The 14,432-nt window shown below is 40.4% G+C and carries 14 protein-coding genes; 7 read left to right on the top strand and 7 right to left on the bottom strand.

Features of this window, described 5'->3' with window-relative positions:
- The first annotated feature begins 95 nt into the window (after positions 1 to 95).
- Complete coding sequence (locus tag V7K61_RS28440) at positions 96 to 626, top strand: orange carotenoid protein N-terminal domain-containing protein (RefSeq protein ID WP_335058706.1); 531 nt, start codon at positions 96 to 98, stop codon at positions 624 to 626.
- 65 nt (positions 627 to 691) lie between these two features.
- Here the strand turns inward: V7K61_RS28440 and V7K61_RS28435 are convergent, their stop codons facing one another.
- Positions 692 to 1,456, bottom strand: coding sequence for an ABC transporter ATP-binding protein (locus V7K61_RS28435; protein WP_335058704.1), 765 nt, complete (start codon positions 1,454 to 1,456; stop codon positions 692 to 694).
- A gap of 167 nt (positions 1,457 to 1,623) precedes the next feature.
- Here V7K61_RS28435 and V7K61_RS28430 point away from each other — a divergent pair, with 167 nt between their 5' ends.
- Together V7K61_RS28430 and V7K61_RS28425 are read left to right on the top strand one after the other, a co-directional pair.
- On the top strand, positions 1,624 to 1,806 hold the full coding sequence (locus V7K61_RS28430; protein ID WP_335058702.1) for a hypothetical protein: 183 nt from the start codon (positions 1,624 to 1,626) through the stop codon (positions 1,804 to 1,806).
- On the top strand, positions 1,778 to 2,350 hold the full coding sequence (locus tag V7K61_RS28425; RefSeq protein ID WP_335058700.1) for a hypothetical protein: 573 nt from the start codon (positions 1,778 to 1,780) through the stop codon (positions 2,348 to 2,350). The genes V7K61_RS28430 and V7K61_RS28425 overlap by 29 nt, the downstream gene beginning before the upstream one ends.
- Positions 2,351 to 2,549: 199 nt before the next feature.
- Here the strand turns inward: V7K61_RS28425 and V7K61_RS28420 are convergent, their stop codons facing one another.
- The 3 genes from V7K61_RS28420 to V7K61_RS28410 form a co-directional block, all read right to left on the bottom strand.
- Positions 2,550 to 3,572 (bottom strand): zinc-dependent alcohol dehydrogenase, encoded by a 1,023-nt coding sequence (locus V7K61_RS28420; RefSeq protein WP_335058821.1) that lies wholly within the window; start codon positions 3,570 to 3,572, stop codon positions 2,550 to 2,552.
- Positions 3,573 to 3,783: 211 nt separating this feature from the next.
- Positions 3,784 to 3,984, bottom strand: coding sequence for a hypothetical protein (locus V7K61_RS28415; RefSeq protein WP_335058698.1), 201 nt, complete (start codon positions 3,982 to 3,984; stop codon positions 3,784 to 3,786).
- 54 nt (positions 3,985 to 4,038) lie between these two features.
- Complete coding sequence (locus V7K61_RS28410) at positions 4,039 to 5,109, bottom strand: glycosyltransferase family 4 protein (RefSeq protein WP_335058696.1); 1,071 nt, start codon at positions 5,107 to 5,109, stop codon at positions 4,039 to 4,041.
- 457 nt (positions 5,110 to 5,566) lie between these two features.
- Here V7K61_RS28410 and xth point away from each other — a divergent pair, with 457 nt between their 5' ends.
- Positions 5,567 to 6,349, top strand: coding sequence for an exodeoxyribonuclease III (gene xth, locus V7K61_RS28405; protein WP_335058694.1), 783 nt, complete (start codon positions 5,567 to 5,569; stop codon positions 6,347 to 6,349).
- Positions 6,350 to 6,489: 140 nt separating this feature from the next.
- Here the strand turns inward: xth and V7K61_RS28400 are convergent, their stop codons facing one another.
- From V7K61_RS28400 to V7K61_RS28390, 3 genes are all read right to left on the bottom strand, one after another.
- Positions 6,490 to 7,578 carry a T3SS effector HopA1 family protein gene (locus tag V7K61_RS28400; protein WP_335058692.1) on the bottom strand — a complete coding sequence of 363 codons (1,089 nt, stop codon included), beginning with the start codon at positions 7,576 to 7,578 and terminating at the stop codon, positions 6,490 to 6,492.
- A 94-nt stretch (positions 7,579 to 7,672) separates the two neighbouring features.
- Positions 7,673 to 8,914, bottom strand: a complete 1,242-nt coding sequence (locus tag V7K61_RS28395; protein WP_335058690.1) for a phosphotransferase family protein — start codon at positions 8,912 to 8,914, stop codon at positions 7,673 to 7,675.
- Between the two features lie 732 nt (positions 8,915 to 9,646).
- Entirely contained in the window at positions 9,647 to 9,967 is a 321-nt protein-coding gene (locus tag V7K61_RS28390) for a TMEM14 family protein (protein ID WP_334818207.1), read from the bottom strand.
- 87 nt (positions 9,968 to 10,054) lie between these two features.
- On the opposite strand from V7K61_RS28390, the gene V7K61_RS28385 reads away from it, so the two are divergent.
- The 3 genes from V7K61_RS28385 to V7K61_RS28375 all read left to right on the top strand — a co-directional run bounded on the left by V7K61_RS28385 (position 10,055) and on the right by V7K61_RS28375 (position 14,431).
- The gene (locus V7K61_RS28385; protein ID WP_335058688.1) at positions 10,055 to 11,404 is read left to right on the top strand and encodes an ATP-binding protein; all 1,350 of its coding nucleotides are present in this window, start codon (positions 10,055 to 10,057) and stop codon (positions 11,402 to 11,404) included.
- A 314-nt stretch (positions 11,405 to 11,718) separates the two neighbouring features.
- Positions 11,719 to 13,008, top strand: a complete 1,290-nt coding sequence (locus V7K61_RS28380; RefSeq protein WP_335058686.1) for a tellurite resistance TerB C-terminal domain-containing protein — start codon at positions 11,719 to 11,721, stop codon at positions 13,006 to 13,008.
- A gap of 94 nt (positions 13,009 to 13,102) precedes the next feature.
- A complete protein-coding gene (locus tag V7K61_RS28375) occupies positions 13,103 to 14,431 on the top strand; it encodes an ATP-binding protein (RefSeq protein ID WP_335058684.1) in 1,329 nt (442 codons plus the stop codon).
- Position 14,432: the final 1 nt, after the last annotated feature.

Here is a 14,432-nt window from a genome sequence, read left to right as displayed (position 1 = left end):
ATAAATTTAACTCTTTCTATCGATAGTAGAATCTGATTGTCGAACTCTGGTAACAATTAGTTTGGCCTATTAAATTATTTTGGAGACAAACAATAATGACTGCAAGTTACGACAAAACTATTTCTCAAGCTCAGAGCAATGAAACTCAAGAATTGGTGGATAGGTTTAACGCCTTAGATACCGATGCCAAATTAGCCTGGTTCTATTTTGTTTATAAAAAAATGGGTGATTCGATCACACCAGCTGCGCCAGCTGCGGCTGAACCAGAGTTAGCACCACTTCTGCTAGGAGATTATTTTAAATTATCCGATGAGCAGCAACTAGATATTATGCGGGATATCGTTAACCGCAAAGACACAGAATATTCCCGTGCTTATGGGGCGATAAAAGAAAACAACCAGCTGTTAGTTTGGTATGCTTGGGCAGTAGCTATGGGGGATACGGTGGTGGGAATGCCAGCTAGCTACCAGGCAAGTAAGGCAGTTAACGATCTGCTTTCCGAAATTGAAGGACTAGATTTTGAAGAGCAAATGTCAGTGTTTCGGACAATAGCTGGTGAAGTGGGTTACACCGATGTTAAACCGATCGCAACGCAAGCAGAAACTGGAAAAACATCAAGTTTGTAATCAGCTTTGGCGATTAGAAGTCGCGGCTACCCAAACTAAAGTCCGCGGGGGCGGACTTTAACAAACTACGAGACAGCTAACTGACTCAAGTCGGCTGGGGTGAGGTTGGAGTGTACTACTTGACCATCACGGAACCAAACGATGCGCTGGGTTTGACGGGCAACTTCTGGTTCATGTGTCACCATAACAACCGTGATTCCACTGGCATTGAGTTCGCCAAAAATATCTAAGACTTCTTGGGTTGTGTGCGAATCAAGTGCGCCTGTGGGTTCATCTGCGAGGAGTACCACGGGACGATTGACGATCGCACGGGCGATCGCTACTCTTTGTTGTTGTCCGCCAGATAGTTGAGTTGGTTTGTTGTTGAGGCGATTTGCTAAACCTACTCGTGTCAATGCTTCTGTTGCGCGATCGCTTCTTTCTTTTGGATTCACACTAGCATAGACCATTGGTAGCATCACATTTTCTAATGCTGTGAGTTGGGGTAATAAATGGAATTGTTGGAAGACAAAGCCCAGCTTTTTATTACGGATGTGTGCCAAGGATTTATCATCCATTTGCGCCACATCAATATTATCTAAGTAATAATGTCCGCCTGTGGGTCGGTCTAGACAGCCGATAATATTCATAGCTGTGGATTTGCCTGAACCAGAAGGCCCCATAATTGAACAATATTCGCCCTCGTTGATAGTTAAATTCACATCGTTAAGTGCTTTAACTTCAGTTTCGCCACTGCCATATATTTTAAAGATATTCTCCAAACGAATAATTGTTGATTTAGGAACGGGATTAGGAACTAGAGAATCGGTAATTGAAATAGTGTTTGCCATAAGGATTTAGTTATTAGGTGGTAGAGACGCAATTATAGCGATCGCTCAATTAAACTATAAGAAGCAGAGAAATTCTTCCAAGCTCTTGCTGTGATAACTCTTTAAGGTGATGTAGTAGAGCAAATAAAAGCTAACTATTATCTAGCATACTGAAGGGGGTGGTTGTAGTGTTGTCATGTTTTAACGTAGCAGATTACTTTATCTGGTTAGCAAATGAAACAGGCTCTTTTATCAGTAATCTAAAGCTGCAAATTCAGAAACAGTGGATGAAGGAGTACTACGAATCTCGTGCCGACGAAGAAAACATCACAGATGATCAATTTGGAAAAATTAATTCAGCAGCATGGTGAAACTGCTAAATCCTACGCGAATGAGGCTATCGAAATTGGCAATACATACATAATTCCAAACTTTGGTTTTGATGCAGCAATGCAAAATTCTTTAGATTTAATGCTAGGTGGCAGAAAAACCTGGAACCACGGAGTGGTTGATATTCGAGTTTTTACAAAACCTGAAGACTTTACCCTGTTTGATTGTGACGAAGAGACTACAGAAATTGAAATTATTGATTTATTGACACTTTGCCGAAATCTTTATCCAAATGACTATGATTATTCCCAATTACCTGAATGGTGGACTGAGGAAGATATGCAAGATGCCGGCGAAGTGCTTGAGGCGCTTGATTTTGCAATTTGGATGCAAGATACATTCCGTCCAGATGAGTCAGAAGAGGAAGCACTTAATATATGGCTCAAGTCTGTGCAACCTTGGTTAGGAGACGAGATTATCTTCTACAAGATGGAAGATGATGATGACTCAAATTGTGGTTTTGCGCCATACCTTTTTATAGGAGATCGTTGTCTTATTCTGGTTGCACGATGTTGGCAGCTATAGTCATTGTAGTGTGCCCTATGAATTGGTTGCCAAAATAACGCGATGTGCAAGTTATTCTTAGAACCCCTCTCCAAACCTCTCCCCGAAACGGAGAGAGGCTTTGATTCTTGCTCCCCTTCGCGCACTTCGTGCCGCTACGCGAACGCAGGGAAGGGGCTGGGGGTTAGGTTTGAAAGAAAGTTGCACACGGCGCAAAATACTAAGGAATCATTGCTACCTTAATTACTTTACGCGCCTTCATATCAGAAAACACCTGTTCTAAATCTTTTAATGGTCGTTGTTCGCTAATAAGTAACTCAAAGGGAATTTTACGACTAGCTATGAGTGCAAGGGACGATCGCACATACTCTGGTGTATTATGAAACACGCCTTTGATGGTAAGTTCGCTATAGTGTAGCTGTTCTGTATTCACAGTAATGCTGGTATCCCGTGGACATCCACCGAATAAGTTGACTGTTGCACCAGGACGGGCACAAGCGATCGCAGTTTCCCAGACACTTGGGACACCAGTGGCTTCAATTACTACATCTGCACCCCATCCTTGGGTAAGTTCTTTCACTACACTGGGAATCTCTGGAATTTGATGATAATTAAAGGTCTGGGTTGCACCCAATTTCTGACCAATTTCTAGTCTGTGGTTATTACCTCCCCACAGCAAAACTTCAGCTTTATCACTCAGCGCCGCCACAAACATTAACCCGATCGCCCCATCTCCCAACACGACGACTTTATCTTTGGGCTTAATATTAGAACGGGCTACACCATGTAACACGCAAGCTAAAGGTTCCGTCATCGCTGCCAATTCCCACGGCAACTCATTGGGAATCTGCAACAAATTATGCTCTACTATTGGTGCAGGAATTTTCAGGTATTCGGCAAAGGTACCATTATTCCAGGTCAAATTTGGACATAAAGAATATTCTTGACGTTGACAAAAAAAGCATTTCATGCATGGAGCAGAATTATTCGCAACGATGCGATCGCCTACTTGCCAATTTGTCACCCCAGCACCCAAGGCAACAATTCGCCCAGCCGCTTCGTGACCAAACAGGGTTGGCGGTATCAGCATCCTGGCATGACCACCACGCCGCCAGACTTTCAAATCTGTACCACAAGTTGTTGCTGCCCCTACTTGGATGACAACTTCGCCAGCCGCCGGAGTGGGGTCAGAAACTTCCTCTAGGCGTAAATCTTCTTGACCATGAAGTAACGCTGCTAGCAAAACTTTAAAACCTATCAATTAGCTCCATCCGATTTTACCAGTTGAAGTTGGTTGATAGGTTTAAACAAATTAGTCTTGATTTATAGTAAGCTTTTATGAATCGAAAATGGCGAAAAACTAGTACAGCGTGGCGCAAATCAAGCTACCATTTGAAAACTTGCAAAAGCCTTGATATACAAAACTTTTGACTTTTGACTTCCGCCTTGCGGTACTAGGTATTCACCGCTGGCTGAGGAACCACTCCAGTGTTCCGGGTTTCCACATTAGGCAGGCGAGTAGTATTTAATAGCGGTACAGTTAATAGTGGTACTTCTTGTCGGCACGACAGGCAAAACCAATATAGTTCACCATGACGGGCATGACGCAGGAGCGAACCACCGCAGCAGTGGCAAGTGTTGGCTCTCGTACTCATACCAATGTCCTCCTTAAAAAATTGTTGTTTTAAGCTAAGTAAAAAAGCAGTTGATTAAAATTGAATGTTACCTGCATGAATGCGGCCATTCGATTCTATGCGGTCTTTAATAATTTGTCTGTAAACAGCTTCATATCCGTTAACCATCTGGCTAACGCTAAAGTTTTTTTCTACATGTTTTCGACAGGTTTGACGATTGAGTTCCAAAGCTGGTGGAATCATTGCCGCCATTTCTGCGTAGCTATTGCAGATAAAACCTGTTTTACCGTGGGCAATAACTTCAGGTACGGAGCCGAAATTCATGGCAATTACTGGCGTACCAGTTGCCATTGATTCAATCATTACTAAACCAAAAGGTTCTTGCCAGTTAATGGGGAAAAGAGTTATGGCAGCATTACCCAGAAGTTCAGTTTTTTCAGTGTGGTTAATTTCACCGAGATATTCAATTTGCTGACCATCTACGTGGGGAGCAATCTCTTGTTCAAAAAACTCAGAGTTTATTGCATCAACCTTGCCTGCCATCTTCAACCGCCAACCACTTTGTTTAGCAATGGCGATCGCATGGTGTGGGCCTTTATCTGGCGAAAAACGACCTAAAAACGCTAAATACGGAGGTTGTAAAGGTTGAGCTACAAATGGGTAATCTGCTAGCTCAATTCCGTTATAAACCGTGCCAACATAATTGAGTTCGATTTGACGCTGCGAATTACTAATGCTGATGTATGGTTGCTTTTGGTAGTAGCTAAATGCGTGACGGTTGTCAGTTGTAAAATTATTGTGCAGGGTATGGACTGTAGCAGTTACTGTTATCAAACTCGCTAAAGGTAATGCCGAAATTCCTACATGAGAATGAATGATATCGAATTGGTCGGCACCCTGGTAAACTTGGCTTAGTTCTAGCATTTCGTACACTGCATACTCTTTCACATTTGGGTCTAAGCGTAATGCACGTGGATAAACTGCTTCTAAATGAGCCAAAGTTTGAGAATCACCAGAGGCAAATAAAGTTACCTCATGACCGCGACGAACAAGTTCATCAGTCAAGCGACTCACTACCAGTTCTATTCCTCCATAATTAGGAGGTGGAACCCTTTCCCATAAGGGGGCAACTTGAGCGATTTTCATAAGTTTTTCTGGTTCAGTCTATGAAATTGTCCTCAATAATGAGCTAGATCATTATTTTATGAGTAAAGAGCATTTGTACTTACTCTTTTGACATTTAAATTAACCTAACAGGCTATCAAAAGCGCAATAACGGTTAACCGTACCGCAAATTTTTTACTAACAAATCTAACGGACTATCGGCAAAAGTCAACTCTGAGCTACACTTCTAACCGTATCGCTAATCTATTAGTTGTTGCATCTGTCTTGGGGATCATAAAGAGGTAGAATGTTTTGTAGCAGAACTTACAAAATTGAATATTTGGTAGCTGACAATACTAAAATATTCAATGGGATCAAGTCATTAAAGCTTCATTTAAAGGTAATTGGGAAAGAGGAAAGAAATTATAAATATTAAGTAATTGTACAATAATTACATAATTTGTAATTAGTAATTTACAAAAATTCTGATAATTAACTAATGAAAATCGCTACTTGGAACGTCAACTCAATTCGCACTCGCCTTGAACAGGTTATCGATTGGTTAACCCTAAATCCCGTTGATGTTCTCTGCTTGCAAGAAACCAAAGTTGTGGATGCTGAATTTCCGCGATCGCCTTTTGAGCAGTTAGGCTATAACCTTTATATGTCAGGACAAAAATCTTATAACGGCGTAGCCCTGATTAGCCGCCAGCCACTTCTAGATGTCAGTAGCGGGTTTAGGGCGATTTTGCCAGATTTACATCACGAATGGGACGAGCAAAAGCGCGTGATTACAGGTGTAATTGATGGTATTCGGATTGTAAACTTATATGTTCCTAATGGCGCAGCGGTAGGAACGGAGAAATACGAATACAAATTGCAGTGGTTGACAGCGCTACACGAGTATTTACGATTGCTGGTGTTGTCAGAATCCGCAATTTGTGTGTGCGGCGACTTCAATATCGCCTTGGAAGATAAGGATATTCACGAGCAAGTGAGTACAGAAAATCACATTATGGCAACAGAAACAGAGCGCCAAGCCTTACGGGATATTCTGAAACTGGGATTTGCCGATGCTTTTCGCAAATTCACCACAGAAGGTGGAAATTATAGTTGGTGGGATTATCGCTCTGCTGCTTTTCGTCGTAACTTAGGTTGGCGAATTGACCATCAATATCTGACACCCGTGCTATATGAGCGTGCTACAAGTTGCATTATTGATGTCGCACCCAGAAAGTTAACTCAACCTAGCGACCATGTGCCGGTAATTGTGGAATTTTGAATTGGGCATGGATGGGGCGGGGCATTAAGAGGCAGAGGTGCGGAGGGGCAGAGGAGCAGAGGGGAAAAACTTACTGCAACTTCTCCCCTGCTCCCCTGCTCCCCTGCTCCCTTGCTCCCCTGCCTCTTTCCCAATCCCCATCAATTTAACGGCTTGTATATATCCTTAGAACTGGGATTGAGATAAGGACGCTGCAAATCTATTAAGTGGCGAGCAAAGTGTTGGTCAATAACCCTCATCCTTTCCTCCATTGCATTTTTACCTTTTTGCCAAGCCTCCAACAAAGCATTAGCAACGATTTGGCAACGGTTCATCCCAAAACTTTCTTGTGCCGCAAATTTTTGGGTTGGTTCTTCAGCTAAACCTAACCCTGGAGCTAAAAATTTGGTAAACAAAGGAATTTCGGGCTGGAAATGGGATTGATTTTCGATATAAACAGTCTGAAGGATTGTGCGGATTGCTGGATAGTCGGGGAGTTCAAAGTAGAGTAGCCCCGAATCATAGCGTCCGTATGCAGAAGGGTTGTGGAGAACCTGAAAGCTAAAAGGAATCGAGGCTGCATTTAGTTGCAGTGTCAAGCTTTCCATGAGAGCGATCGCACCAAATGCCGTAAAGTTAAAGTAGATTCGCCCTGCTCCTAAATCGGCGTCTGGGTTGCTTTGCCGTTCCTGTCCAACATTGCTAACTGCTAAGTAACAGCCATTTTGCAGTCGATTTTTGGGCATCCAGATTGCTACCATATCACCAACTTTGGTAGATTTCTTACTGGATTCTAGATGGCAATCTGGCTCAACATAAAGTGTTAAACCGCCTTTAGTCACAGCCATAGTCCCATCAGGTTCTTTCCGCAACACCTGCCATCGAGGGTCAAAGTAACCTATGCCGTGATTGCTGGCGTGCAGTTGCTCGTAAAAGTCCCAATCAATCTCCAAAATGGAATTATCTGCTAAATTATGCTTTGGCGGGCGATTAGTATTATCAGCATTGACTGCCAAAGTACTTTGCAGGGAGCCATTATAATAGATTCCGTAGAGAAAATTTCGCAGCAGGAGAGTGAGGTACTTCTGTTGTAAATCTACGGAATTTTGCTGAAATCTATCGGCTACTTTAGTCGGCAGAGCGAAGGGTTGATAATTGGGATGGTAAATACAAAAATTAGACTCAATTTGGATATTCTGAGCAATATCAAATAGAGAATTTAGCGATTGATTGATAGAGGAATTTAGCATTAATCCATTCAGAAATCAAACTTTAAAAAAATAGAATTCAGGAGTCAGAATACAGAATTTTGTGTTCTGATTTAAATTGTTCTGCTACCTATTACTAACAACCACGTAGCCGAGTTTTTTCGTAATAAATCCGAAGTAACTGCTGCTCTTTCACAGGCTGAGGAAATTTATGAATCTTTGCCACAGGATTCAGGATTTCTGACTCTGACATCCCAAAAATAGTCAGTACAGCTTGCTCTGGCATTACAAGTAAACTTTTAGCTACTTGCAGCATACAAAGTTCAACATTATTAAAGTGTTTCCGGCACGTAATCATCTCCTGAATTTGATGAATTAGTGCCAGCCCCGCAAACTGGATAACGCGCGAAATAAAGTCACTGCGGTATTCTAAAATCATCGGGAAAGCATTTATATAAGCCCTAATTAAGGCAATAATTGAAGGTTGTAAAATCTCTAACGGTGTTAACGCCAAATTTAGAGATTCTTCTAACTCAATGGTGGGGTCTACTACCAGACTCTTAAGCCAAATTCCTAAATAGCTTGCCAGTAAAGTTCCTAAATCAAAGGCTGGGTCTCCCCAAGAACAAGCTTCCCAGTCAATTAGTCGTACTAGGCAATTGTCTAGTTGCTCCCATCTGGAATGAACCAAAATGTTGTTCAATTTCAGGTCGTTATGAGTTAAGCAGCAAGGATTCCAGCTATATGCCAAATCTGCGATCGCAGATTCCAAACTCTCGTATTGTTGATAGAGAACATAGAATTTTAGTGCATCTGTGGGAACAGTCCCAAAAATCTCCGGCCCAATCGACCCTATCCCTTGAGCTGGATTGTAAAACCCGTAGCGAAACTCTCCTTGGGGAGCAGTTGCCATAAAATCCCGATATTCTAGGCGGTTGTAGGTGGCGCGATGCAGTCCCGCCAAAGTTGTGCCGATGGCAGAAGCAATTTCTTGTGGAAAAATCTCATTGTTGTGGTACAATGTCGCAAGCTCTAGATATTCATTCAAGTAGCTACGGACAAGGATAGAATTTTCTTCGTCAAAATGCACTACCAATGGCGCGATCGCTGAAGTATTACCTAGAACTGGAAACTGTTGTAGCAACTGATGAAACAGCCACTCCTGAAACAATTCATGAGGCGCGCCGTCATTGTTGTTAACGTTACGTTCTTGTTTAATGAGCAGCTGGCGATTATCTGCTAAAGTCACTAGTAAATTGAAATTGTTCTGACTAATTCCTGGCAACTCAGATTTGTCTGATGGGCCATCTTCTGAGCTACACAGACCCGCGTCTTGCAGATACTGGATAACGTTATGAGAAGACAGTGATAATACCATGTATTATTTCCTACTTCATTAAATTACTTAAACTTATCGTGTCAAATTTGCTTGGTCTTAAGAGTTTTCAGTAGATAGGAACTAATGCAAGAAGAGAGATGTGAATAACAATAAAGATTTCTACAATCTACTAATATCTCATATTTGGGAGAAAAACCTGCCAAAATGGCACCAAGTCCTTTGCAATTCCTTTAAAATTGGCTCCCAGATACCGTGACATCTTTACACTTTATCAGCATAGTTACTTAGATACATCTAGAGTAAGTTTTGTGGTAAAGCCTTTTTTGTGGCAAAGAAGCATCCCCAGCAAAAAAACTGATTGGTAGCAGATGTTGTTTGATGTTCAGTAGTCATCCTCAAAGCAGCGAAGAATCTGAGTAATCCTTCGCGATACGAAGCATGACATTCAACACTATTACTTTTATTTATCATCACAAAGCCAAAAAAACCGGAGTTTTTTAGCAATTAGTAATTATTTTTTGATTTACTTTTCAGAATTGATGTCTGGAAACCTTGTTGTCACGTTATTTTTGTCACCTACACATTGTAGATGACTATGGGCATCGCAAACAAAGCCTACATGAGCGCACCTTATGGGGCGTGATGCGTAAAAATTTTTCAAAGGCAAGGGTAACAAGTCACAGTAATATAAATGTACTAATATGATTCAAAGTAGGGAAAGTCATGCCATACCAAAAACACAGGAGGGTGGTTATTGCTTAGAGACTAATGCTACCTTAAAGCCACAAATTGATTCACCATCACCGCCAATGCCAGCATACCCAAAATCGTCATTAATCCCGCAGGCATAAACTTGCGTGTTTTTGCCAGTCTAAATGCAAAGAAAACTACTAAAACAGCAGTAACCAACACTGCTAAAATCGCACCCCAGGTTTGTCCTTGGAGTTGAAAGTAAGCGGCAAGTATTAGTAATAAACCGCTAATGCTACCACTTAGGAGTGAAACTCTACTTGTAGCTTGAATATAGCCAATAACGCCACCAACAATCGCTAATATGCCGTAGGCAAAAGCAGCAACTATACCTAAATTCATTGTTAAAACCTATGTAGACTTTGACTTTACTGCCAGGGTCAGCAGACAATTTACCATAGCTATTTAGCTATACCACACAGTTGATTGATGGATAATCTAGCGATACCAATGGCAAGTACTTCCTTATATACAAAGGTTCAATTTCTCCAGCGCCAAGCAGCCTCACTTTTACTGTACCAGTCTGTTCTCCAAGGCGAAGTCGGGATGGCGTTTCTGGAACTGTTGCAAGCTATACGTTACACTAACACCGATGCACGAGGTTGTCTCCAAGCCTACGGCAGTTACTTCCATGCTTTAGCTGCTAGAAATCAAAACTGGGAAGACTATTTAATTACTCAACTTCTCTTCTGTGAGAATCCCTTTACAAGGCTGGCGGGAGTGCGAGAATTTGAAGATTTGCCCTCAGCTTTAGTAACAGCAGTTCAGCATGATTTACAAATATTACAAAGTCTCTATGAATGTAGCAGCGCTTCTTTGAGCGAATGGGTACAAGACGTAGCTTATATGCCGATTTCACCAGTAGTGTGGTATAAAGAGCAAGAATTGCTAGGAGTAGAGACAAAATTCACTACATATCTACAAGAGTTAGATAATTGGGGTGATGCTGTACAAGAGTTAGCAGCTTATTATCGGCAATGTGGCTCTGGTTTATTTGCAGAATATCGCGCTTTGCGATGGCAATCTGGGCAGTTTATCGGTATCCGGTATTCTGACCAAATTAAGCTGAGTGCCCTTGTCGGTTATGAATCTCAAAAAGATGCTTTGCTGAAAAATACAGAGTTTTTATTATCAGGAGAGATGGCACTGCACGTATTACTTTACGGTAGTCGCGGTTCTGGCAAATCTTCTTTGGTGAAATCTTTGTTGAATGAATATAGCAATCGCAGCCTCCGTTTATTAGAAGTGGCAAAATCTGATTTAAAAGACTTACCAGAAATCGTGGAACATTTACGAGGTGTGTCACAAAAATTTATTATCTTTGTCGATGACCTTTCATTTGAAGAAGATGATGATGCCTTTAAAGCTCTCAAGGTAGTTTTAGAAGGTAATTTAACCGCGCGGCCGCAAAATGTAGTTGTGTACGCTACTTCTAATCGCCGCCACCTGATTCGGGAGTTTTTTGTAGATAGACCTACTCCCAAGGATAACGAAGAAATCCATGCCTGGGATACGATGCAGGAGAAGCTTTCGTTTAGCGATCGCTTTGGTTTAACCTTGACTTTTGAACCAGCCAATCAGAAAACTTATTTAAATATTGTACAACATCTAGTGGCACAAGCTGAAATTAATATTACCCAAGAAGATTTAGAATTTCAGGCATTACAATGGGCAACTCGTCATAATGGTCGTTCTGGACGTACAGCACGGCAGTTTGTTGATTTTTTAAAAGCAGATTTAACACTTTTTCATGCAAATAAAAACATATCCAACACTTAACACTAATATTGTTTCATTAATGATTACGCTTTTTTGTAATTTACAGAACAATGTTATGCAACATTAACTAAAATTAGAGATTTCATAACAATTCTGATACCAAGATAGAGAAAAATATCTTGATTTCCTAAATAAACCACTTGGATTAAGTATTTTATGTGTATGTGTTTTTTAATTACGAATTACGTTAGCGTAGCGGGGCGTTCGCTTTTAGCGTCTCGCAGAAAAGCCCATTACGAATTACGAATTACGAATTATAAATTACTATGAGAGCTACTTATTCAGATAATTTAACTACGCTAAAAACTAGCAATATGCAATCAGTAACGATCAGCAATCGATTTATACTAGTGATAGTTGCCTTTAGTGTGAGTTTTGGTCTTAGCCTTGTCCCAAGCTGGGATTTTAATAAAGCCTTTCTCACAGGTGTAATTACTGCCGTTACTATCCATACAACAGCATTATTCATAGACAAGCGACGCAGAAATTATGAAATGTTTGTTTTAGGTTCTCTCCGCAAGCGAATTAAAGAGATGGAGGGATTAAAGGCTCGCGTTGTCAGAGAAATAAATCAAATTGAAGAACATCATAATTTACTATATGCTGAATCACAACAACTGCAAAATCAAGTCATAGAAAGCCGTAGCCAAAGAGATAGTCTACATCGAGAATTAAGAACATTTGCCGGACAAAAGAAGCAATTAGAAACAGAAGTTAGTAGCCTGCAAACTGAAATTAATAATTTGCAGAACAATCAAAATGAATTGAACAATGCTTTTTCTATCCTCACAGCAGAGAAGCGCCGTTTAGAGTCAAATTGTAATGTATCTCGCGCTGAAATCACCCAATTGCAAAGTCAAATTTCTGAGCTACAACACGAGAAACAAGAAATTGAAAGTAATTTAACTCTTTTAGGCAGACTTAAACCTCAATTAGAAGAAAAATTATACGAACTGCGAATTACAATTCAAGAGCTAGAAGTTGAGACAACCCAAAACAATCAATTGCTTGTAGCGACAAAAACCGAAAGAGAAAATATCCAAACTATTCTTAATTCTTCACAAACTCAACTAGCAGAACACAAAGCTGAATTACAGCAATTACAAGGCCAAGTTTCATTATTGCAAGAAGAACGAGACTCATTACAAAATCAAGTATGGGAATTACTACAACAAGTAGAAACTTTCAATCCAGAGCCTTTGTCGGATAATTCCCAAGAAGATGATATTGAATTGTTTCCATTTTCGGAAATAATTGAATCTTCAGATGTAATTGAAAATTCGGAAGTTGAGACATCGGGAAATATCCCCGAAGAATGGACTAATTTTCTCGAAAATCTTCCAGGACATGAGTTACAAGTATTAAAAGCTATAGTTGAACAAGATAATCCCAATAGTGCTATTAAAAAAATTGCCGAAGCAAATATCACTATGCCAAATTTATTAATCGATTCTATAAATGAACGGGCAAATGATACTATTGGTGAATTAATAATTAATTCTGATTCCGAAAGTCCAAAAGTTTATCAGGAGCATATAACAGATGTGAAAAAAATGATTGCGATATATGAAGGCCTCATGGCTAGACATACTTCGTCAAATTAAATTGTTATTGCCGTCGTAAGATTTAATAGTAAGATGATATCCCTTACCTACTTACTACGTGCTTCTGCGTTTAGAATAAAGTGAAGTGTAATACATGGCAAAGCTCAAAATCTCGAAAAAAATATCCACTGCTTTAATCAATTCCCTTGGTGCGGGGGTAGTACCAAGAGTGGGAGTTGAATATATAGCAGTTGGACGAGAAAAAGAACTCAAAAGCCTATTACAAAATCTAGATGATATTGCAGAAGGTGTCGCAGCATTTCGCTTCATAATTGGTAACTACGGTTCTGGTAAAAGTTTTTTATTACAACTACTTCGTAACCGGGCGATGGAGCAAGGTTTTGTAGTAGCTGATGCTGATTTATCCCCTGAACGTCGATTAGCTGGAAGCAACCATGAAGGTGTAGCGACTTACCGAGAATTAATGAGCCACCTAGCTACAAAAACTCGTCCTGATGGTGGTGCTTTAGTCTCAATTTTAGAAGGATGGATTAATAAAATTCAACAAGAAGTGGTTAAAGAAACTGGAATGCGTCCCAATGACGATGGTTTTGATGACCAAGTTGAATCAAAAATTAGGGAAGTAGTTCAATATATTGAAGATTTAGTTCACGGTTTCGATTTTGGTAGTGTGATTATCGCTTATTGGCGTGGCTACCGAATGGATGATGATAATTTAAAAAATGCAGCGATGCGCTGGTTGCGGGGAGAATTTACTACTAAGGTTGAGGCGAAAGCTGCTTTAGGAGTGCGCGTTATTATTGATGATGATAGTTGGTATGATTATATAAAACTGTTTGCGAAATTTGTCGCTGAGATTGGCTATAAAGGACTGTTAATCTTAGTTGATGAAGCTGTACATTTATATCAAATATCTACCACTGTTACACGAGAAAAGAATTATAATCGACTCCTGGCAATGTTTAACGACACCATGCAATGTAAAGCAGAACATCTTGGCATTGTCGTTGGTGGAACAACTAAATTTTTAGAAGACCCCAAACGCGGACTTTTTGCAGACCAAGCTTGGCAAAGACGCACAAAAGAAAGTCGTTTTGTTGCCCAAGCTAATGTTCAGGAACATTTAGGGCCAGTGATTCGGTTGAACCCGTTGAGTGAAGCAGAAATATTAACGCTTCTGCAACGTTTAGCTGAGATTCATGCACTCAATTTTGGGTATGAACAGACTTTGACAAATCGTGAGTTGAAGGAGTTTGTGCAAGAAATTATTAATCGCTTGGGTGCAGAAGCATTACTGACACCAGGGGAAATTGTGCGAGATTTTATGAGTGTGCTGAATATTCTTCACCAAAATCCAGGAATTGTGTTTGCTGAATTAATTCATGGTTCTAAATTTAAACCCACTGCTATGGGTGAGGATGCAGATGTAGATGAGGATGGCGCAGCAGAATTTAGTTTGTAGT

The sequence above is a fragment of the Nostoc sp. genome (assembly GCF_036918015.1).
Taxonomy (GTDB): domain Bacteria; phylum Cyanobacteriota; class Cyanobacteriia; order Cyanobacteriales; family Nostocaceae; genus Nostoc.
This window is presented reverse-complemented; position numbering and strand designations above follow the sequence as displayed.

Coding starts and splice junctions, on each gene's coding strand:
- V7K61_RS28390 (WP_334818207.1), bottom strand. CDS start 9,967: ATGAATTTAGGTATAGTTGCTGCTTTTGCCTACGGCATATTAGCGATT.
- V7K61_RS28395 (WP_335058690.1), bottom strand. CDS start 8,914: ATGGTATTATCACTGTCTTCTCATAACGTTATCCAGTATCTGCAAGAC.
- V7K61_RS28440 (WP_335058706.1), top strand. CDS start 96: ATGACTGCAAGTTACGACAAAACTATTTCTCAAGCTCAGAGCAATGAA.
- xth (WP_335058694.1), top strand. CDS start 5,567: ATGAAAATCGCTACTTGGAACGTCAACTCAATTCGCACTCGCCTTGAA.
- V7K61_RS28435 (WP_335058704.1), bottom strand. CDS start 1,456: ATGGCAAACACTATTTCAATTACCGATTCTCTAGTTCCTAATCCCGTT.
- V7K61_RS28415 (WP_335058698.1), bottom strand. CDS start 3,984: ATGAGTACGAGAGCCAACACTTGCCACTGCTGCGGTGGTTCGCTCCTG.
- V7K61_RS28400 (WP_335058692.1), bottom strand. CDS start 7,578: ATGCTAAATTCCTCTATCAATCAATCGCTAAATTCTCTATTTGATATT.
- V7K61_RS28375 (WP_335058684.1), top strand. CDS start 13,103: ATGGCAAAGCTCAAAATCTCGAAAAAAATATCCACTGCTTTAATCAAT.
- V7K61_RS28410 (WP_335058696.1), bottom strand. CDS start 5,109: ATGAAAATCGCTCAAGTTGCCCCCTTATGGGAAAGGGTTCCACCTCCT.
- V7K61_RS28385 (WP_335058688.1), top strand. CDS start 10,055: ATGGATAATCTAGCGATACCAATGGCAAGTACTTCCTTATATACAAAG.
- V7K61_RS28380 (WP_335058686.1), top strand. CDS start 11,719: ATGCAATCAGTAACGATCAGCAATCGATTTATACTAGTGATAGTTGCC.